Consider the following 19,738-nt stretch of genomic DNA (forward strand, 5'->3'; position numbering starts at 1 on the left):
CCCCAGTTGACTGAACTACCAGATGGCCGGGTCAAGGTCACCGGCGGTTTTGACTGCTCGGGTCTGACTCGTGCTGCCTATGCGGCAGCCGGGGTCAACTTGCCCCGAACCGCCCAGCAACAGTACGAAGCGGGACCGCTGGTTCCCGCAAGCTCGGTCCTGCAGCCGGGGGACCTGCTGTTCTTCGGGACCGGGCCTGGTGATGTCACGCACGTCGGGATTGCAATCTCGTCAACTCAAATGATTAATGCTCCTCATCGGGGTGCCGTCGTCCGCATCGACTCGATCTGGCGCAATCTTGTAGGGGTAACACGGCCTGCGGATCGGGGATGAAGGTGACCACGGTGTGGCTGGATAGGAATAGTGATTTTCGCTGTGTGTCCGTCCACCGTCGTAACCGAAGGGCATGGCGACAATCAGACCACTGGATCGCGTGGAGGTTCCGGCGTGGTGAGCGCCCGTTCTCTGCGTCTGTCCGCTGGAGTAGGGCGATGATCGATACTGAGAATGAGTCGCGAGACTTGGCCGCGCTGGTAGTGCCTTGTGTCGGATGCCTGCGAGACACGGGCGAGCTGTTCGAGCCGTACCGTCTGCTGGACGGAACTGGGCGTGTTGTGGAGCCGGTCACGGTCTATTTGAAGGATCTGCAGGCAGCAGGCCGGTCGGCGGCAACGCAACGCTCCTATGGGCTGGACCTTCTTCGCTGGTTCCGTTTCCTGTGGGCGGTTGATGTGTCCTGGGATGCGGCGGGCAGAGTCGAAGCGCGTGACTTCTCCAGCTGGCTGAGAACTATCGACAAGCCGGCGCGGAGCCAGCGAACGAGGAAAGTATCGGGGGCGGGGCGCCCGAACCCAGTCACGGGAAGGCCGGCCCCGGGGGTGAAGTATGCGGCCCGTACAGTCGCGCATAGCGAAACCGTCCTGCGCGCCTTCTATGATTGCCACCGGCGCTGGGGTAGTGGGCCTGTCATAAATCCGTTTCCGCTGGTCCGGCAGCGGGAGGACCAGGGACGGCCCCATGCACACCATAATCCGCTGGAGCCGTTTCGCAACACGAGGGTCGGCTTGTATCGTCCGGGCATCCCGAAGCGGGTACCTCGCGCGATCCCGGACGAGCGCTTCAACGAGTTGTTCGCGGCGTTGCTGAGCCACCGCGACCGTGCACTGGTTGCGTTTTACGTGTCAACCGGTGCTCGCGCGTCCGAGCTGTTGGGGGCTACCCAGGTTGATGCTGACCCAGGCCAGCAATTGATCAGCGTTGTGAGGAAAGGTTCCCGGACAATCCAGCGGCTGCCGGCGTCTCCGGATGCCTTCGTATGGCTTCGTCTGTATCAGCAGGAGGTTCATGATCTGGCGCCGTCCGGACCGGACTGCCCCCTCTGGTGGACATTGCGGCGGCCGGCTCGCCCCTTGACTTATCATGCCGCCAGGGCGGCCCTCAACCGGGCGCAGGCCATGTTGGGGAGTAACTGGACCTTGCATGATTTTCGTCATACGGCCGCCTACCGTATGGCACGGGATCCCCAGGTGGCATTGACCGACGTGCAATGGGTCCTCGGGCACGCCAGCCTGACGACGACGCAGATCTACACGACACCGTTCGAAGACGAGGTCCTCGCCGGAATGCGCGCTCACCATGCCCGCCAGGCCGCGGGCCTTGTCGCGCCACCGCCTCCGCCGGCCGTGGGATACCGGCCTGACAGCCTGCAGGTCCTTTTCCCCGGGAGAACGCCGTGACCGAGGTCTTGGATCGGCCGGATCCATCCATCGGGTCACATTCCATTGTCAGGAAACCCGGGACGATGCGCGGCACCGCTGGCGCTGCCGCGCGTCTGCGGATACAGTTCCCGCCGCGGGCAGTTCCGGGGTCGTGGCCGGAAACCTTCCTTGGCAGTCGTGACATCGTTGAGCTCCTTGTTCCCCCGCCCTACGGGTCTGACAAGCAGGCCGTGCAATGGAAACGACGCAGCGGCATCACCGGCGTCCTGCGGTGGCTGCAGGGCCATTCAGGCGCTACCTGGCAGCAGCGATGGCTCGCCACAGGAGTGCAGGAGATCGACGGGAAGCACTGGCGGGAAATAGCCGTGCAATGGCTGCGGGGAGTCGGCGACGACACCAACGAGCCCTGTCTCTCGACTGGCCTGCTCGCCTTGATCTGCGGGGATGTGATCCGGCCCGGGGTGCGGTGGATGATGACCCGTCATTCCCCGCGTTTCCAAGCGGCCATGGAACGTTCCCGTGACCCCGACGGTTTCGCCCGGCTGCGGGCCTGCGCGCGGGAGAACCCTGCCGCGGCGCCGCTGATGGTCCGTCTCGCTCTCTACCGCACCGCCACGATCATGGCTTGCAAAGGCGGACTCATCGCCGATATCGTCCCCGGCGATTGCGTGGAGTTGCTGGACGTCCAAAGCTCGGTGCAGGCCAAAGGTGGAACCTGCAAGACCTATTTTTACCAGCTCCTGCACGACGCCGGGATCTTCTCTCCCGATGCGCCACCCACGATACGGGCCTTCCGCGGCGCAACCGGACAGCTCACCGTCGAGGCGCTCGTGGATCGGTTCGCTCTACGCTGCCGGCCGGTGCGGAATCTCCTCGTCGAGTATCTGCGTTACCGGCAGCCAGCAGTGGACTACGTCAGCTTGAAGGAACTCGCGGAAAAGCTCGCGGGCCTGTTCTGGGGAGACCTGGAGCGCCACCATCCCGGAATCTACTCCCTCCACCTTCCCGACGAGGTCGCCACGGCTTGGAAGCAACGCATCCAAGTGAGAACTACGAAGGCGGCCGACACTGACGGGGGTTTCGTCGACGTGGAGACCCCGCGGGCGAACGCCAAGAGCTGCATGTTCGCAGTCCGTGCCTTCTATCTTGACATTGCGCAGTGGGCGTTGGAAGACCCAGCCCGTTGGGGCCCTTGGGCCGCGCCCTGCCCCGTCACGCCTGCCGACGTCAATCGGTGGAAAGAGCGGATGCGCCGCAAGGCGCGGATGGACCAGCGCACCCGCGAGCGCCTGCCGCACCTGCCCGCCCTTGTCCGCATTGTCGAGAAGCGTCGCCATGACACCGCGGAGCGTCTCGCCGTCGCTCGCCGCACCGACCCCGGTGAGACCTTCACCATCGCGGACCGCACATTTCTACGGCCACTCATGCCGACCGCTGGCGGCACGAAGGTCTGGGCCGACGACCAGAACAGCGGCGTTCGCCACGACCTGACCTTTGAAGAACACGAAGCGTTCTGGGCATGGGCAACGGTGGAAATCCTGCGACACACCGGAATCCGGGCAGAGGAACTCCTCGAACTCACCCACCACAGCTTCATCCAATACCAGCTTCCCGCCACCGGCGAGCTGGTTCCCCTCCTACAGATAGCGCCGTCAAAAACTGACACCGAACGCCTTCTGCTGATCAGCCCGGAACTCGCCGACGTCCTCAGCGCCGTGGTCTGCCGCGTCCGCGACGCCACTGGAACCGTGCCTCTCGTCCCCTCCTACGACATCCACGAATGCGTCTGGCTTCCGCCGATGCCTCTGCTGTTCCAACGACGCTGGGGCGCCGAAAACCGAGCGATACCACGCCGGTCCATCGAGAAGGCGCTCAGCAACGCCCTCGCACACTCCGGACTGACTGGACCGGACCAAAAGCCCCTCGACTTCACCCCGCACGACTTCCGCCGCATCTTCGTCACCGACGCTGTCATGAGCGGACTCCCACCCCACATCGCCCAGGCCATCTGCGGGCACCGCGACATCAACACCACGATGGGCTACAAGGCGACCTACCCCGAGGAAACGATCGAAGCGCACCGCGCATGGATCTCCCGACGCCGTTCCGTGCGCCCCAGCGAAGAATACCGGACACCGACGGAACAAGAATGGGAAGACTTCTTCGGCCACTTTCAACGGCGCAAAGTATCCCTCGGCACCTGCGGGCGCGCCTACAACACTCCGTGCATCCATGAACATGCCTGCATTCGATGCCCGATGCTGCGGCCTGACCCGGCCCAGCGGCCACGACTCGTCGAGGTTCATGACAACCTGCAAGCACGCATCAGCGAAGCCGAACAGCAAGGATGGCTCGGCGAAATCGAGGGCCTCACCATCAGCCTCGCCGCCGCCGAAGCAAAACTCACCGATCTCGACCGCCTCACCAACCGGCAGACCACCGTCCACCTCGGCATGCCCAGTGTCCATCACCTCGTCGCACGCACCATCACCACCAATGCGCCCGAGAACCGGTCACCCGAGTAGGGCCATCCTCTCACACCCGTCCAGCCAACGACTCAACCGAGACAAATATGATCTGTCCGACTTGCGCAAGTTCAGAGAACCGGCCGAAGGCGGCTTCGACTGCTCCGGGCTCACCAGAGCCGCCTACCAGGCCGCCGGGATCGACCTGCCCCGCACCGCGCAGACCCAGTACGAGGCCGGGCCAGTGGTCCCGCCCGGCCAACCACTCCAGATCGGCGACCTCGTCTTCTACGGCACCGCCACCGACATCCACCATGTCGCGATCTACATCGGAAACGGGCATATGATCACGGCTCCAGGAGACAAAGAGGTGGTTAAGATCGCTCCGTACAGGTGGGCGAAAGACGACTATTTCGGGGCGACCAGGCCGGGCACATAGAGCGTTTGTAGGTTCTCAAAAGAGGTGACAGTTTCTCAAAAGAGATGTCGCTGATCTGTCGCTGACCGCCAGATCGATGAGAAGCGGCTCGGCGTGGCGCCCTCGGGTTCGGCGGCGCGCGGTGTACCTGTGATCGGGTGGTTGACGGTTCGTCGCGGTCTGAGCGATGTGTCCGGGTCCGGTTCCGGTCGACAGGCGGGACCGATGTGGACACAACGCTGGACCGCGTCGCCGTGGATGATCTGGCGGTGTCCCTGCCGGTGCGGGAGTTCCGCTGGTACAGGGCCGCGAGCACTATTCGGGTTGGTACTGGTCATCTACCGTCGGCCGTCTGGTGATCTACGAGAGTCGTCTTGAGCTGGCTCGGATCATGCTGGCGGACTTCGACCCGGCTGTGGTCGGAATCGCTGCGCAGCCGTTCCAGCTCGTCGGCCCGGATGGCGACCGGATCCGCAGACACGTGCCAGACCTGCTGGTCCTGAACAGTGACGGCGAGGCGACCGTGGTGGATGTCAAGGCGCCGAGTAAACGGGACCACCCGGAGGTGCGGGCGCTGATGGCCTGGACGCGGGAGACGGTCGCCTCGCGCGGCTGGGGGTTCGAGGAGTGGTATGGGGCGCCGCCGAGGCTGCTGGCCAACGTGTCGTTCCTCGCCTGGTACCGGCGCCGGGTGGTCATCGAGGAGGCGCTGATACCGCAGGTGCTCGGGGCGACTGCCGGGGGGAGGGCGGTCGTTGAGTGGAACGGTCTCTGTGGCCGGCTCATCCTGCCGTGGTCCGGCCCGTGGTGCTGCACACGACTGTCCGACCCGTCTGCGTTGTCGGCACCCGGTCGGTCGGACGGAACCTCCTCAGGGGGCGGCGGCCTCATTGCCTGACTGCTACGGATACGGTAGCCGGGAATCTCCGCGCTGAGGTCGTCAGGTCACACACTGCGTGGTTCTGGCGCCTTCGGCAAGGGGATGCCACGAGGTCGGGCTGCTCTTTGCATGGCCAAAGGTGATCATTCCGCGGTGAACGACCGGTCCTGATCAAGGGAGCTTCCCTGGTCAACCCAGGTTCTTCATCGTGGGCGGGCGACCGCCGGTCTGAGTCGCTGAGTGAGAAGTGCGACGCCGTCGCCGGTGAGTTCGGGCAGGGTGGCGGTACGGCCGGTGAGCAGCAGGAGGAGCGCGCCGATGCTGCCGCGTACGTCTGCGCCGTCGCCGACGGTCCACTCGCTGTCCGTCGCGGTGAGCCGCATGCCGCGCAGCCTGCGTCTGGCCCAGAAGGGCCAGCCCATGGTCCATACGCGTTCCGCGGCGGCGCGGGCGGCGTCAGGGGGCATCGGCCAGGTCCGGCCGAGGGGGATCGCAATGTCCTGGACGTGCACGAGGACGTCGAACAGGGCGTTGCGGTAGTTCGTCGGGGCTGGCAGGCGTCGGGAGTCTGCGTACTGCCGCAGTTCCGCGACGGTCTCCTGGCCGGTCCGACCGGTGGCGTGGCGCACCGCGAGGTCGTGGTTAAGGCGGTGAAAGCTGCCGCGGGCGCGTATCCCTTCAACAGTCATGGACCAGACAGAGGGAACCTGCGGCGCCAGGGCGACATGGGCGGCGACGTCGCGTACCCGCCATCCGGCGCACAGTGACGCGGTGTCCCAGTCTTCCTCGGACAGGCCGTCGAGCAGGCCGGCCAGGCCGAGCCGCTGCTCGGCGATCACCTGCCAGGACGTCTCGCGGTCCACGGGCAACACCCCCTAGTTTAGTAAGAAGCACTGATGACTTTAGTCAGAGACTCTTACCAAGGCAAGGGGTGGTCACGGATGGGCGACGAACATGCGGCGGACGCACCACCACCACCAGCAGGCGAGGTCAACATCGGCGTGCTGCTGTTCGTTTCGTACCGGGCGATGGAGAAGCGGGTCTTCGAGGCCCTCGCCGCGGCCGGCTACGACGACCTCACCCCAGCCCAGGCACGGGTCTTCCAACGCATCGCGCCCTGCGGGTCGCGCCTCACCGACCTCGCCGAACAGGCGCAGATCGCCAAGCAGTCCGCCGGCTTCCTTGTAGACCAACTCGAACGCGCCGGTTACGTCGAACGCGTGCCGGACCCCACCGACGCCCGTGCCCGGCTCGTACGCGTCGCCGAACGCGGCGCCAGAGCGATTCCGCTCGCCGCCGCCGCCGTCGCGGACGTCGAGACCGAATGGTGCAGGCACCTGGGAGAGCAGGGGATGGACCAACTCCGGGACACGCTCACCCGGCTGCGTGAGATCGCCGACCCCTACGCCTGAGGTCGGCGGGCGAGCCCGGTCCGCGCCAGCGCGACGAAGCGGGCGTCGAAACCCCAGCGCAGCTCATGCCCACGATCGACGTCGACACCGCTCGGCATGGCCTTCCGGCAGCGTCTGCGCGTTCCTTCCCTCACCGCCAACCTCACGACGCTGTACGCCTGCCAGCTCGCTGACCCGTCGGACCGGACGCACCCCGCCCGCTTGGACACACCCGAGCCGCGACTCCGGGCGAGCCGAGGACATGACAGATCGGTGAGAACGAAACCCGGGGACAGATCGATGAGAGAACCGCGTATGCCTTGGTAGCGGCCACACCAAGGGACAAGAGAAATGAGAACCTACAAGCATTGCATGGCATTTACCGGCGCTCGACGGAGAGATGGGACCGAAACGCCCGGCGGAACTCTCTCGCGGGTCGGACCCGGTCAGCGGTGGGCCGGGAAGCTCGGGAGCGCCCGTGGGATCGAGGATCGCCTGCTGGACGGATGCGATCCCGTCCCATCAGCAGGTGGCGGAAGCCTTGGAGGAGTTGGGTCGTGCCCGCCTCCCGGGCGCCGTTGTGTGGAGGTTGTCCGCGTCTGTGTGTCCGCCCGCCGTAGTACGGCGGGCGGACACACAGACGGAAGCGCAGCAGGCCGGATCACGGAGCCTGCGTTCGGGCTACGGCGGAGGTGTTCGCGAGGGTGCTCGTGGAGTCGAGCACCCTCCACTGCTGGAGCATGTCGAGCAGCTGGTCGCGGTCGAGGGTGTAAAGGGTCGTGAGGGTACGCAGGTCTCCTTCGCGGATCGAGAGGACCCGGCCGGCGTAGTCGCCGCGTTCCCGCTGGATGTGAGCGACCCAGCGGCGCAGTGGCCCGGCGTCGTCGGCGGGTACGAGGGCCAGGGCGGGCAGGTTGAGCACGACGCGGGCGGCCTGCGCTGGGACGGGTCCGGGGTGTCCGCCGGGCAGCAGGGTGTGGACGGGGACGCCGTAGAAGTCGGCGAGCGCGGCGAGCCTCCCGATGCTGATCATCCGGTCGCCGCGTTCGTAGGAGCCGAGCGCCGCGGTCTTCCACTGGCCGTCCGAGCGGGTCTCGATCTGCTGGAGGGAGTGGCCTTGCTGGGTGCGGACGGCGCGCAGTCGGGCGCCCACCTCACGGGCGTAGGACCGGTTGTCGCTGGTCGTGGACATGTTTCCTCCCTGGGATCGGTGGGCTGGGAATGGCGGGGTCCGGGTTTCTGCGCCCACGCGGGATCGCAGCTTCGGCCTGAGGTCGGGAGCGCGGTCGGGTCCGGGGCGGGCCGCGCGGGGTGCCAGTGATTGAGTCCGGCCGTCGCGGCCGGAGCCGCAGGGACGCGGTCGGACCGGTACGGCTGGGCACAATCGCGGCGGTCCTGCGAGAAGCCGGTGAGGATGCAAGGGGACGCGCCACGCGGCCGGCACCGGCGCCGGCGCGCCTACGCAGTGCCGGTGACGGCGCGGGTGGGGCCTTCGTCGAAAGGGAGATCGTCGTAGGGGTATCGGGGTGCGGTCGACAGGTCGATGCCATGGTCGGCGGCGTGGATGGCGCAGGTGACGGTGAAGACGCTGCCGTCGGGATAGTGGTGCTGGTAGGCGTCGAGGCCGGCGGGCCGGATCGTGGTGGCGCGCAGTCCGGTGAAGGTCGCGTGGTAGCCGCGCAGCCACCGGGCGGCGGCGTGGCGGCTGCTGGCGCGGCGCAGGAGGCGGGCGCCGTCGAGGACGAACCATCCGGTGTGGGGCCAGCCGTGCACTACGCGGTGTTCGATGATCCATCGGCGTGCCTGATGGCGGCTGTGAAACCGCTGCTGGCTGTGTGCGTCGGCATAGTCGAGGTCGGCGAGGAACCCGTCGGTACGGGTGTGGATCGTGCCGGCGGGCCGCCAACGGCCGGCCGGGATGGCGAGGAGAACCCGCCACGCCTCGTGGTCGGCGGGGCCCATCCGTCGGCGGTCGCGGCGCAGACGTGCGGTCGCGAGTGCGGTGGTGTGGGCGTGGTCCCAGGCGTGGAAGCGGGCAAGTCCGATGGCGTCCGCGGTGCTGATCGTGCGTCCGGCGGAGTCGGCCGCGGTGACCTGGCCGGGCCTGGTCGATGTGACGGTGAGGTCGTAGCCGGGCGGGTCCCGGTCGAGCGGATGCAGGGCGGCCGTGCGGGAGCAGCGCCCGCATACGGGGGCGGTGGGGCCTGGTTGGTCCGAGGGAATCTGCTCGCGGAAGGGGAGACCGCAGAGGGCCACGGTCATCCCGGAAAGCGTCAGGTGGATCAGCCGGGAACGGGAAGAGACTCGAAGCATCGCATACTGCTCCGATAGCGAACAGTGATTGAAGGGGGACATGGCGATCTCCGACGGTGCTCGCGAATGGCAAATGCCAGCCCCGTGCGACGTGTCGCTGTGCGGGCGTGCCTCGGCAGGCTGGGGCCGGGTGTCGCCGAGGGCGATGTCTGCACGCGCCGCGCACTGGGTGAGGGCGGCGGCTTGCCTGCCCAGCAGCACGACGGTGCCGGTCAGGGGACAGCTACGGAAGAGCCGAAGGGCGTCATCGCCGATGGCCCTTCACCTGCGAGTGGTCGTCCGAGAACCGGAGAACCCGCCATCACCCGCTGCTACGCGGTCAAGCCCTCGGGACGGGTACCCAGCGCCGGCTGCCTGGGCGTGGCCTCTGCCCGCAACGCGGCCCGTAGAGGACCGCGGCGAGCGCCCGGGACGGACATGCCGGCCCGGCTGACGCACGCGACCAGTGCCCGGTGGGCGCTGGGCTAGTCGGCGGTGAGCAGGCGCAGCAGACGGAGACCGGGGAAGCCGCTGGTCGGCATCGCCGGGAGGTGGAACGTGCTGGGCTCGTCGAAGATCGGCTGGCCAGACGGCCGGCGGGTGTAGGGGGCCCAGCCGTAGTCGACGCCGTCGTCGGCGTCGTAGGCGGTCCAGACCACGCATTCCTGTTCGCCGTCGCGCAGCGGCCGGACGGAGAACGCGTGGGCTTGCAGGCTGCCGGGGATCATCTCGATGATCTGCGGGACGGCGAAGGTGAACCGGCGGGCGTGCAGGGCTTGGGCGTGGTCGGCGGCGCGGGTCTCGAAGTCGGTCCGGGCGTTCTCGCCCTGGATGTAGTCGTAGTCGGAGAGGACCTGGCGACGGTCCCCGTCGAGGATGACGATGGCCGGGTAATCAGTCATACGGATGGACTGCTGGACACGGTCCACGACGTCGGTCACCAGGGTCCAGGTGGCGTCGTTCATCGCGGCCTCCAGTGGTCCAGGAATCCCGTTCCGGAGCCCAGGGCGGTGGAACGGTGGTCGGCGTGTAGACGGCTCGTGGGCGGGTCCACCGTATGCGGCGGTGCGCAGCCCGCCGCCGGGTGGCTGTGGCGTTCTGGGGTCGCGATGCCGCTCTCGGGGGCCGGTCCTGCGGTTCGGTGCATCACGGTGACGACGCGGATCGTCGCCGGCGGCGGGTGTGTGGTGACGACCGCGGGCGCTGCCGGACGGTCGGCAACACGCTGACCGGCGGACTGCCCGGCTGGCCGCGGCGGGCTCGCGGCGCGCGGACCTCGCGCTCGCGGGTTCCCGTCCGTTGGGGCAGGTCAGGGACCGGTGCGTCGCAGTTTCTCGCTGAGCAGTTCCCGCAGCAGGACGAGACCGGGGCCGCCGCCAACGTTCAGGGGGATCGAGAAGATGTAGTCCGAGCCGTCGAACGCGTCGAAGACGGGTGTGCCATCGCGCTTGCGCCGGTAGGGGACCATCCCGGACTCGTGGCCTTCCTCTGCGTCCCAGAGCACCCACAGGATCACGTGCATCTCGCCGTCGTCCTCCAGCACCGGCCCGCCGGTGTAGGGGGAACGCAGCTGGACGGAGGTCTCCTCGTCGATGGTCTCGGGCCTGCTGATCTGCGGGACGGCCAGGATCACACGTTCAAGATCGATGTGGTTCGCTTCCTCGGCGACCTGCCGCTCGAACGCTTCCGCGCGGGCGGGGTCACGCAGGTAGGCCGAGTTACTCAGCGTGCGTGAGGGTTCTCCTTCCAGGACCGCAATCGCGGGTTGGTCGCCTTTCGCCAGGGCGTCCTGGACCTGCTTGACGGTCATGTCGACCAGGACGTGGGACTCGAAGTTCATCAGCGGTGTCCTCTACGGGGCGGGATCGCAGCGGCAGCCCGGTCCGGCGCACCCGCGAGGGAGATGCCGGACCGGCCGTCCCACCAGTCTGATCGCGCCTGGCCGGTGGACACCACATCGGGAGCGCCATCACGGTCCCTGTACCGCTTGGCCCAGCGGCCCGATCGTGTCTGGACTGTGGGATCAACGGCGAAGAAGGGGACCGCGGCCTTTCACCTCATGCGCCTGCATCCCGCGAGTCAGGTCTCAGGCCTCCTCGTCCGTGTCATCGATGCGGTATCCGAGCTCTGCGAACCATTCCGTCAGCGTCTGGACGACATCCGCGCCGTTCCAGTAGCCGCGGCGCCGTTCGATCTCCTGGACCCTCTGCCACAGACCGTGGATGCGGAACTCCTCGTCGTGGGCGGCTGCGGCGGGGTCCGGCTCGCTGGGCGGCGGGAGAGTGATCTCCCCGCCGTCACGCTCCAACCCGTTCGCGATGCAGGCCTCGATGGAGCCGCACACCAGCTCGTCCAACCCGTCGAGTTCTGCCTGCCCCGGGCGAGGAAACCAGGCAGCGATCTCCGTTCCGTCCGCGGTGAGAATACTGTCGACGGTCACAACGAAATCCTCACCGTTGTGCGTCACGGTGGTCTCTACCTTGGCTGCATCGGTCATGTCGACCGCGAGCTCACCCTCCGGCTTCCAGCTGCGGATCTGGTACGCAACCAGACTCATCTGCGCGGCAATGTATGCCCGCTTCGCGTCGGTCAACAGGGCATAAAAGCGGGTGATCTCCGCTTGCCACGCGGCCAGTACCGGGTCGTCCTGCGCGGCCGTCTCCGTCATCGTGCCACCAGTCGTGGTGTCCATCCGGGGCGTTCCCTCCACTGGGTGATCTTCCAGGTTGGTGGGGCCGAGGCGGCCAATGGCGCTCGGCGCGGTTCAGCGGTCCCAGGGTTCGCGGGGCAGGTGGTCGCGGGGGGTGTCCCTGGCCTGGATGACGGCGTCGGTCCAGGTGGCTCCGTCCGCTTCGACCTGTTCGGCGGTGATGAGGACCGCGCTGGCGCGGGGGGACAGCGTCCAGCCGAGGTGGCCGAACAGGGCCAGCGCACGGGTGTCCCCGAGCGCGGAGGCGTGTACGGCATCGAGACGCAGCTCGGCGGCCAGGTGACCGAGAAGCCCGATCGGATAGCCGCGGTGAAACAGCGGGACGGCCCGGGTCGGGCTGGTCACCTCGGGAGCGTGGTGGGCCGCGACGTGGGAAAGCACGGCCATCACGGTGGCGTCGCCGATACGGGTGTCTTCCGGTTCGTCGTCCTCGACGGTACGCAGGACCGCCGTGTGGACGGCGTGGCCCCAGCTCCAGCCCTGCAAGCTGAGCTGCTCAGCCTCGCTGGCGAGAACGGCGGCCTTGACGGTCAGCGAGTAGCCAAGCGCCCTGAGGACTTCCGCGGCGGGTTCGAGGTTGAGCAGGCTGGTCGGATCGAGGTGGCCGTTCAGCCAGAACAGGATGTGCCCGTGTAGACGGCGGGGCCAGCCGTCCCGGCCGAAGTACGGATGGTAGGTCAGATTCGCGGGGCGGCGGGTGACGGTGTCCTCGCCGTTGACGGTCAGGACGTGGCGGAGCCGGCCGAGGAGTTCGGCGAAGCCGAGCAGATGCGGGGTCGACGACATGGCGGGACGCTCCCTTCTGGGCGCGGCACAGCGGACAGGCTGATCGAGATGACGCCGGCGATGCCGATGGAGTCCGGGCGGACAGGCGGATGCCCCGAGGCCGGCGGCTCCGGCGGGGCGACGCACGTCGGCCCGTCGCTCGAGGCAGGCGCGGCGAGCCGGGGTGTACGGCGTCACCGGCCTGGCTGTCCTGGCCGGTGAGGGAGGGCGGTTGTCAGGTCCGGCGGGCGCGGCCAGCGCGTGCGGTGCTGGCCGCGTCCACGAGCCGGGCGACCGTGCCGAGCACGTCGGCGGCGAACGCGGCGCCGTGCAGCCGGTCGGCGATCTGAAGGATCTCGCGGCGTTGGGCGATCGCGACCGTCTGCCAGTCGTCGGTGAGGGTGTCCCCGACGACCAGTGCGACGGTCGGGCCGAGTTCCCACAGCACGGCATTCACAGCGGCGCACGCCACTGCGACGGCGTCGATGTCCGCGTCGATCCACACCATGCTGGCCGGGTCGATGCCCCCGGCGCGCAGTGTCTGGGCGGCGGCGCGGAACAGTCCGCCGGTGCCGATCGCCGGGTCGATCACGGTCTGGCCCGGCTGGGCGCAGGTCGTCAGGCCGGCGGCGAGGACGTCAGCGATCGGGCCGGGTGTGTAGAACTGGCCGGCGGTCACCCGGGCGCCGTCGGCGCGTAACGCGACCAGCAGCGGGCCGAACACGTCGGTGTCGCGGCGGCGCGGTGTGCCGGTGAGGTGCAGCTGCCCGGCGTCGAGCGCGGCGTGGGCGACACGGCGGGCCGCGACGATCATGGCCTGGTCCGGCCGGTCGGCACCGAGCCAGGGCTGAAGCAGGGGCCAGGCGGCGGGCAGCAGGTCAGGCCGCGCCCGAACGAAGATCGTCCACTGGAGACGAACCATCCCGTAGAACCGTTCGGTGTCCAGCTCGGTGATGAGGTCGGCGGTGGCGGACAGCTCGCCTGATGGGGGTGTGATCAGGGCGAGGGCAGCGACGACGGACAGCGGAATCTGGGGCGGCGCAGGCATGGTGATCACTCCCTGCACGTCGGCAGAGCGGACGGGGCGACATAGCGGGCACCGGCGGACGGAAGGCGCAGGGCGTACTCGCGGGCGGTCACTCGCCGAAGAGTGGCCCCCAGGTGAGGGGCCGAATCCGGCGCGGCAGGCTGCCGGCATAGGAGGCGGTGCGGGTGCCGTGGTCGGGGATGACGGTGTAGCCGTCCAGCCAGACGGCGAACCACGCCTCGGCCGGGAAGCCACGGCGGGCAGCCTCGTCCGCCGCAGGGATCATCGTCGGATCAAGCCTGTGCGGGATGGTTCGGTAATGGTCCAGGTTCCCCTGGATCATCGGGCACGCGGCGACGGTGTAGGCCAGGCAGGACGGGTGCAGCGCCGGTTCGGCGGTGCATCGGCGGGGCAGGTCTGACAGGCGCATCAGCAGCACGAGCCGCTCGTCGAGGCGACGGCCGCACACCCCGCACAGACGCCTCACCAGGGCCTGGTCCTTGCGGTCGGAGTCGACGGCGCCGAACAGATACCGGCCGTCGCCGGCACGGGGAGTGATCCACGGGACGGCGAGGCCGCCGACGGTCGGCAGGTGGGTCAACGACAGGGGGATCAGAGGCGCGGTCGGATCAGGCATGGACTGCTTTCTGCTCGGGCGATTCCTCGCTGCTGGGCCCGGCCGGCGCGAGGAACGTGCGGACCGCGCAAGCGGACGGGCGACGTCCGGGCGCGTTTCAGGCGCCGGCGGTCCGGTACGCGGGGTGGCGTCGCCGGCCGGCGGTGAGGGACCTGATCAGGCGGCCCTTCGGGCCCGGTGGACGCGGGGACGTCGCGACCGTGCCCGCCGACGGCGCCGGCCACGGTGGCGTCGGCCTGAGGTCAGATCGACGGTGATCGCAACGAGGGCGACCGCCGTGTAGCCGACGAACATGGTGACGTTGTGCGCGGCGGCGATGCCCAGCAGCCAAACCAGCAGTAGGGCGAACCCCCAGAACCGCAGCTGCCGGCGGCGACGGCGACTCAGGTTGAACATGGGAACCACGTTCCTTTCCGTGGTGGGCCGGGTGGAATTCCCGGCATCGACGTGCGGGTGTTCGCTCAGCCCTCGGCGGTGCGCCAGGGAACGGGATGTCCGTGGTCAGGCTCAGCACAGTCGCCGCTGAGCGTGGCGGGACTGCTGTAAACCTCTCCGTCGTCGACCAGGACCCTGATCGGCGGTTCCTCCGCGCCTTCCAGGGTCAGCGCGGTGTCGACGTGGACGAGAATTCCGCCGCTCTCGTCAAGCAACGCGGTGATGCGGAGGGAGAAGCTGCCCACGTTTCCCGGTTCCCAGCTCGCGCAGGGATGCGGAGGCAGCGCGTCGTACATGTCGATCGTTCCGTAACTCACCGATGAAACCGGCATCGGCTTTCCCTTCCAGATTCAGAATCTGCCCGGAAGCCCGTACCGCGCACCGCGAGAAACCACCGGTCTCCGTGGGATCGCTCGTCGCCGGCTGGCCGGCGTCGCCGAGGGCGGACGCGCGGCGAACAGAGATCAGCGCTGCTCGGATAGCGGGCCGAACACGATCTCGGTGCTATCGGCGTTGGCGGTGGTCGCCCATTCGTCGAGCAGGTCGGCGAGCACGTGCCGAATGTTCTTTCGGGCGGGCGGGTATGCGGGTGCACGGGGCCGTGCGGGCAGGTGCGGAGCCGTGCGGCTGCCGGCGCTGCTCGGGGTCCGTCGCCGGGGTCCTGCACGTGAGAGCCGGGCGGGGCCGGGACGTGGCCCGGTCGGTGTCGCGGACGGCGCGTCCTCGGCCGGCGTCCTACGGCGCCTACTCGCCGACGATCTCCCAGGTCCACCGGAAGCCGCCGACGTAGTACAGGCCGTCGCGCGGGTTGGGCTCGACTGTTTCTGTGTCGTTCGACCAGGTGTTGTGGATCGTGACGATCTCGTCGTCTCCGACGATGATCGTCTCCTGGTCGTCGGAGCCGATGGCCAGGTTGGACAGGTGCAGATCGACAGCGATCTCACGAACCTGGTCGAGGGTGAAGCCGGGGCAGGCGAAGCCGTTCCAGCGCAGATTGTTGGCTGGTACCTCGTACTCGCCGAGGCCTTCGAGGGTCACACGCATCGTCGTGTGCGCGGAGGCCATGCTGATCTCCCTGTGAGGATTACTGAATGTCGGTCTCTTGGCCGGTAGCGGCGGGGTCAGCCTCGCGTGGCCGGGGCGGGCCGGCCGATGGCGAACGTGCCGGGGTGTAGCGGGTGTGGCACGTCGTGGGGCATGGGCACGCCGGGGTGGGGCAGGTGCAGCAGGAGCCGTTCCGCGTTCGGTCAGCTGTGCGGGTAGCGCACTGCCCCCGCCCCGGCGGGCGGCCGGGGCGGGGCGCAGTGGCAGGTGTGGGATGGCGGGTCAGGCGGGCAGCAGGGTGCGCAGCGTGGCGAGGGTGGAACCGTCGAGGCTGTCCGCCCCGCCGGTCACGGCGCGCAGCATGTTGCGCTCGGCCCGCGTGGCACCGCGGACGCTCTGCTCGTGGTAGGTGTAGGTGTTGACCGCCTGCACCACACCCCAGCCGGTGTTCCGCCACGGGGAGACCCGCTCGTCGTGGTTCCACAGCCGGTTCAGGACGTCGCGGTGCTTCTCGGCGCTGGTCCGCGCCCTCCCCTTCTCCTCCGGCATCGGCGCGTGGGCGTCCAGGAACGCCGCCCACTGCCGGTCGGACACGTCCAGCGCGCACAGTTCGGCGACCTCGGCGGCGAAGTCGTCGGCGATCGTGTGCACGATCGCGAGTGCCCCCCGCGCCTCGCCGAGCCGCAGGTGTGACCGGGCGGAGTGCTTGACCTTGGTCTGCTGGCCCTTCTCCCGCAGACCGGCCGCCATCGTGTTGTCACAGACGACGTTGGTCACGATCCGCTTGTAGGTCGTCGACAGCGACCCGTCGAAGCTCGTGGTGGCCAGCAGGTTCGGACGGAACTCCACACCTTCCGGGGTCTTGATCGTGTCGGGCACCTCGACCGACACCCACGCGACCGCCCCACCGCGCAGCAGCCCGGCCGACCCGATCGCGAGATCGTCGTCGAGGAGCTGCGCGACGTTGTCGACCAGCCATTCCTTGTAGGGGTGGGGCTGGTAGCCGTCGCTGAAGATCCCCATCACGCTGCCGGTGTCGGACCGGATGATCGCCTTGCGGTCCGGGACGACGTCCAGACCGCCAGTGACCGGGGACTCGACGTAGATCGGCTGTTCGAGCGCGGTCCACTCGAACAGCCGGCGCTCGACGTCGTCGACCGGGATCGGTCCCGGGTAGTGGTTGGCCTCGCCCTGCTGGTCGGCGCGGTAGTGCCAGGCGTGGCCACGCTTGTCGGTGAAACCGATCAGCGTGTTGCCGTTCAGCCAGGTCAGGGTTTCCTTCGACATGCGGCTTCCTTCCATCGGAAGTTGGGTGCGTGGCGATGTGTGGGCATGCCGACGGGCCGCCGGACACCGTCCGGCGGCGGGCATGCGGCAAGGAGCTACGGGGCAGGTGTACGTGCGGGGTTCAGCGCCGCGCAGACCTTGGCGAGTGGCGCCCACGGGCGGACCTGCCAGTGGTCCGGGCCGGGACGCGCGGGCGGTCATGAATACGCGGGCCAGATCGAGCACCGGCGCCCGTCCGTGGCGGCGGCTCGACCCGCCTCACCGCGCATCCCTGGGCACGGCGTCCGGTGCCGTCCCGGACGGCCCGAGTGGATGGATGTGAGACCCGGCTGCAAGCCAGGTGTCGACGAGGGCAATGGCTGCGTTGTCGCGTGCCGCATCGTCCGGCAGAGCCGTCAGGCCGAGGGCCTCCAACGCCTGCTGCACGTAGTCGTTGGCATCGACAAAGTCGTGCAATTGCTCGAAAGCGTCGACAGTTTCGGGGACCCGTCCGTCGCGGATGTCCTCCAGGATCATTTCCTGCATCGCGGTAGCGATCGAGTCGGAGCCGACATCGGGTTGATCGCGCATCGCCGTTCCTTCCTGCCGCAGAGCACGCGACCACGTGCGTCGGGCCGGCCGGGGATGCTGGACCACCCCGTGAGCCGGCCCAGGCACGTCCATCGCCGTGCGGGTGGGTGGCGTCTTCGAGCGGGACGGCTTACCGGGTGGGCGTGCGCGCGGGACTCAGCGCCGCGTGGGCCTCGGTGAGCGACTCCCACGGGCGGACCTGACGGTGGCCCGGGTAGGTGTGTGCGCGGGCGATCGCCACGGCGCGACCCGGGTCGAGCACCGACGCGTCGACCAGGCTGCTGATCTTCCAGGCGGTCGTGGCGACCCGGACGGGCCGCCCGCCCGGCCACATCTCCTCATAGGCGCGAACCCGCCCGTCACGGGTCACCGAGCGGATCACGATCAGCTCGACATGAACGGCGTCCGGGCCGCCACCGGTCAGTGGCTCCCGATGCGGGGACACCATCAACGCGGCCGTCCCCCGGCGGGCGGGCGCCCCGTTCGCGAGCGGCAGCGCCTCGGCCTGGCTCACGATGTGTCCCTGGGCAGAGGCAGCCAGGCCGTGACCGGGGTCGGGTCGTCACGCTCTTGAGCGATCAGGTCCCGGATCTGCATCGTCAGGTAGTCGGCAGGGTTCTCCTGGAGGAACGGGTCATCGGACCAGATGATCGATCCGGCCCGCCCGGTCGTCTCCACCACCACGCCGCCGAGCACGTCCGTGCTGTACCGGTGGTCGCAGTGCGGGCACTCGACCACGATCGTCAGCGTGTAGGCCGCCCATGTCCCGTCCGCGAAACGGGCCCGTTCCTCGGTGATCACGTCGAGGTCGCCGACGGGGGACAGGTAGTAGTCGTGGTCATCGTCGATGTGGACCCCGATCCGCACCGTGGGGTCCGCGAGTACGCCGAGCATGGCGCCACCTCTCGAAAGATCAGATAGAGAGCGCAGAAGGCGGGTCGGCTATGCGCCGGTCAGCCGCGCCCAGAGTTCGCGGCACTCGGCCTCGCTGAACCCCTCCGGATGCGCGGCGGTCTCCCGCATCTCGCCGGTGTAGTGGCTCAGCGTGACCGTGCCGCCCCACCAGCAGTGCGGCCCGGGGAAACCCGGGCCGCTCGAAGGTTCTGTGACCCCCAAGTTCGTCAGCCGGGCCACGGCTAGGTCCACCGCGCTGAGCCCGTCCTCACGGTCGTACTCGTCCGGTTCGCAGTCGAGGTCCTCGGACCGTTCGTCGTGCGGGTGGATGTCTCCGTCGTGGACTTCGTGGTCGAAGTAGTCGCGATGGTGAAGACGCAGACGCCGGCCGGTCACAGGACTCGCACCACCCAGCCGTCGCAGTCCTCCTCGACCCCGGAGATCTCCAGCAGGATGTCGCCGTAGAAGATCGCCTGTTCGTGTAGCCGGTCGCCTTCCGGGCCGTAGCCGCAGTCCCACAGGCCCGCGCCCTGCCGCTGCCGCGAAAGGACCCAGTTCCGGCCCAGCTCTTCGGCCTCCGGTGCCCGATCTCCCAGCCGCTCGATCAGTGACGACAGGTCAGGCTCGGCGCCTTCCAGGTAGTCACGGATATCGTCGGCGGGATCGCCGCGCAGATACTCGGTCTCTGTTCCGTCGAAACCACTGCCGTACAGGTTCGTGGTCTCGTCCGGCGACCATTCGACCATCGCCGATTCGATCAGTTCGCGCCATACTCCCCGCTCAAAGCGGCGCGCGAACTCCTCAGACAGAACGTCACAGGTCACAGACCCTCCCTCCACATGATGGGTGACACGCCGCGGACGCACAGCCGGTAGGCGGCTAACGCCACCCGATCAGCAGGTCACCGTGAATTCCCCGCGCCTTGAGCAGGTACGGTTCGTCTATCCATTCCAGGCTGAACTTGTAGATCTCGCAGTCGCAGCCGTGATAGAGCGACGCCAGGCGATCCAGCAGCATCAGGAAGTGATCCCGCCCGCGTCGCTGGACAATCGCGAGCGCACGCTCTCGATCACCGAGAATGTCGAACACGAACACATGCCCTTCGTGTCTATCGGATGCGTGTTCGCCAGGTTGGTTCGGGCGGTTTCTGCCCTCACCTTGTTACGCGCTGGGAAGCGTTCCGACCGTCCGATCGGATGCGTGTT

The 19,738-nt window shown here is 68.4% G+C and carries 26 protein-coding genes; 6 read left to right on the forward strand and 20 right to left on the reverse strand.

Annotated features, from left to right (window positions below):
- From AWX74_RS37655 to AWX74_RS37675, 5 genes are all read left to right on the forward strand, one after another.
- A partial coding sequence (locus AWX74_RS37655) for a C40 family peptidase (protein ID WP_131799643.1) occupies positions 1-333 on the forward strand: 333 nt, incomplete at its 5' end.
- 158 nt (positions 334-491) lie between these two features.
- A complete protein-coding gene (locus tag AWX74_RS37660; protein WP_054571614.1) occupies positions 492-1,736 on the forward strand; it encodes a tyrosine-type recombinase/integrase in 1,245 nt (414 codons plus the stop codon).
- Positions 1,733-4,243: a tyrosine-type recombinase/integrase gene (locus tag AWX74_RS37665; RefSeq protein WP_200931263.1), complete on the forward strand. Its 2,511-nt coding sequence runs from the start codon at positions 1,733-1,735 to the stop codon at positions 4,241-4,243. Before AWX74_RS37660 ends, AWX74_RS37665 begins: the two co-directional genes overlap by 4 nt.
- Positions 4,244-4,304: 61 nt before the next feature.
- Positions 4,305-4,622 (forward strand): C40 family peptidase, encoded by a 318-nt coding sequence (locus tag AWX74_RS37670; protein WP_311983443.1) that lies wholly within the window; start codon positions 4,305-4,307, stop codon positions 4,620-4,622.
- A gap of 274 nt (positions 4,623-4,896) precedes the next feature.
- On the forward strand, positions 4,897-5,499 hold the full coding sequence (locus AWX74_RS37675; protein WP_091286871.1) for a TnsA-like heteromeric transposase endonuclease subunit: 603 nt from the start codon (positions 4,897-4,899) through the stop codon (positions 5,497-5,499).
- Positions 5,500-5,684: 185 nt separating this feature from the next.
- Here the strand turns inward: AWX74_RS37675 and AWX74_RS37680 are convergent, their stop codons facing one another.
- Positions 5,685-6,344 (reverse strand): maleylpyruvate isomerase family mycothiol-dependent enzyme, encoded by a 660-nt coding sequence (locus tag AWX74_RS37680; protein ID WP_091286874.1) that lies wholly within the window; start codon positions 6,342-6,344, stop codon positions 5,685-5,687.
- A 78-nt stretch (positions 6,345-6,422) separates the two neighbouring features.
- On the opposite strand from AWX74_RS37680, the gene AWX74_RS37685 reads away from it, so the two are divergent.
- Positions 6,423-6,893, forward strand: a complete 471-nt coding sequence (locus AWX74_RS37685; RefSeq protein ID WP_091286878.1) for a MarR family winged helix-turn-helix transcriptional regulator — start codon at positions 6,423-6,425, stop codon at positions 6,891-6,893.
- Here the strand turns inward: AWX74_RS37685 and AWX74_RS40545 are convergent.
- From AWX74_RS40545 to AWX74_RS37775, 19 genes are all read right to left on the reverse strand, one after another.
- Positions 6,884-7,027: a hypothetical protein gene (locus AWX74_RS40545; RefSeq protein WP_165615964.1), complete on the reverse strand. Its 144-nt coding sequence runs from the start codon at positions 7,025-7,027 to the stop codon at positions 6,884-6,886. The genes AWX74_RS37685 and AWX74_RS40545 overlap by 10 nt on opposite strands.
- A 506-nt stretch (positions 7,028-7,533) precedes the next feature.
- Positions 7,534-8,064, reverse strand: coding sequence for a transcriptional regulator (locus tag AWX74_RS37690; protein ID WP_091286882.1), 531 nt, complete (start codon positions 8,062-8,064; stop codon positions 7,534-7,536).
- 266 nt (positions 8,065-8,330) lie between these two features.
- Positions 8,331-9,185: a hypothetical protein gene (locus tag AWX74_RS37695; protein WP_242666602.1), complete on the reverse strand. Its 855-nt coding sequence runs from the start codon at positions 9,183-9,185 to the stop codon at positions 8,331-8,333.
- A gap of 464 nt (positions 9,186-9,649) precedes the next feature.
- Positions 9,650-10,129, reverse strand: a complete 480-nt coding sequence (locus tag AWX74_RS37700; protein WP_091286890.1) for a hypothetical protein — start codon at positions 10,127-10,129, stop codon at positions 9,650-9,652.
- A gap of 344 nt (positions 10,130-10,473) precedes the next feature.
- Positions 10,474-11,004 (reverse strand): hypothetical protein, encoded by a 531-nt coding sequence (locus AWX74_RS37705; RefSeq protein WP_091286894.1) that lies wholly within the window; start codon positions 11,002-11,004, stop codon positions 10,474-10,476.
- Positions 11,005-11,250: 246 nt separating this feature from the next.
- Complete coding sequence (locus AWX74_RS37710; protein WP_131799654.1) at positions 11,251-11,832, reverse strand: hypothetical protein; 582 nt, start codon at positions 11,830-11,832, stop codon at positions 11,251-11,253.
- Positions 11,833-11,928: 96 nt separating this feature from the next.
- Positions 11,929-12,660, reverse strand: coding sequence for a hypothetical protein (locus tag AWX74_RS37715; RefSeq protein WP_091286902.1), 732 nt, complete (start codon positions 12,658-12,660; stop codon positions 11,929-11,931).
- Positions 12,661-12,874: 214 nt separating this feature from the next.
- Positions 12,875-13,687 (reverse strand): N-6 DNA methylase, encoded by an 813-nt coding sequence (locus AWX74_RS37720; protein ID WP_165615965.1) that lies wholly within the window; start codon positions 13,685-13,687, stop codon positions 12,875-12,877.
- A gap of 88 nt (positions 13,688-13,775) precedes the next feature.
- Positions 13,776-14,303, reverse strand: coding sequence for a hypothetical protein (locus AWX74_RS37725; protein ID WP_091286909.1), 528 nt, complete (start codon positions 14,301-14,303; stop codon positions 13,776-13,778).
- 156 nt (positions 14,304-14,459) lie between these two features.
- The gene (locus AWX74_RS37730; RefSeq protein WP_091286912.1) at positions 14,460-14,699 is read right to left on the reverse strand and encodes a hypothetical protein; all 240 of its coding nucleotides are present in this window, start codon (positions 14,697-14,699) and stop codon (positions 14,460-14,462) included.
- 65 nt (positions 14,700-14,764) lie between these two features.
- The gene (locus AWX74_RS37735; RefSeq protein WP_242666603.1) at positions 14,765-15,055 is read right to left on the reverse strand and encodes a hypothetical protein; all 291 of its coding nucleotides are present in this window, start codon (positions 15,053-15,055) and stop codon (positions 14,765-14,767) included.
- 427 nt (positions 15,056-15,482) lie between these two features.
- On the reverse strand, positions 15,483-15,803 hold the full coding sequence (locus tag AWX74_RS37740; RefSeq protein ID WP_165615966.1) for a hypothetical protein: 321 nt from the start codon (positions 15,801-15,803) through the stop codon (positions 15,483-15,485).
- A 261-nt stretch (positions 15,804-16,064) separates the two neighbouring features.
- Entirely contained in the window at positions 16,065-17,069 is a 1,005-nt protein-coding gene (locus AWX74_RS37745; protein WP_091286962.1) for a DUF932 domain-containing protein, read from the reverse strand.
- Between the two features lie 258 nt (positions 17,070-17,327).
- Complete coding sequence (locus AWX74_RS37750; protein WP_091286965.1) at positions 17,328-17,639, reverse strand: hypothetical protein; 312 nt, start codon at positions 17,637-17,639, stop codon at positions 17,328-17,330.
- Positions 17,640-17,769: 130 nt separating this feature from the next.
- On the reverse strand, positions 17,770-18,153 hold the full coding sequence (locus AWX74_RS37755; protein ID WP_091286969.1) for a hypothetical protein: 384 nt from the start codon (positions 18,151-18,153) through the stop codon (positions 17,770-17,772).
- Positions 18,150-18,533 carry a hypothetical protein gene (locus tag AWX74_RS37760; protein WP_091286972.1) on the reverse strand — a complete coding sequence of 128 codons (384 nt, stop codon included), beginning with the start codon at positions 18,531-18,533 and terminating at the stop codon, positions 18,150-18,152. Before AWX74_RS37760 ends, AWX74_RS37755 begins: the two co-directional genes overlap by 4 nt.
- 48 nt (positions 18,534-18,581) lie before the next feature.
- Positions 18,582-18,929, reverse strand: coding sequence for a hypothetical protein (locus tag AWX74_RS37765; RefSeq protein WP_091286976.1), 348 nt, complete (start codon positions 18,927-18,929; stop codon positions 18,582-18,584).
- Positions 18,926-19,357, reverse strand: coding sequence for a hypothetical protein (locus AWX74_RS37770; RefSeq protein WP_091286980.1), 432 nt, complete (start codon positions 19,355-19,357; stop codon positions 18,926-18,928). Before AWX74_RS37770 ends, AWX74_RS37765 begins: the two co-directional genes overlap by 4 nt.
- Before the next feature lie 55 nt (positions 19,358-19,412).
- Entirely contained in the window at positions 19,413-19,628 is a 216-nt protein-coding gene (locus tag AWX74_RS37775) for a hypothetical protein (protein WP_091286983.1), read from the reverse strand.
- Between the last annotated feature and the right edge of the window lie 110 nt (positions 19,629-19,738).

It is taken from the genome of Parafrankia irregularis (assembly GCF_001536285.1).
Taxonomy (GTDB): domain Bacteria; phylum Actinomycetota; class Actinomycetes; order Frankiales; family Frankiaceae; genus Parafrankia; species Parafrankia irregularis.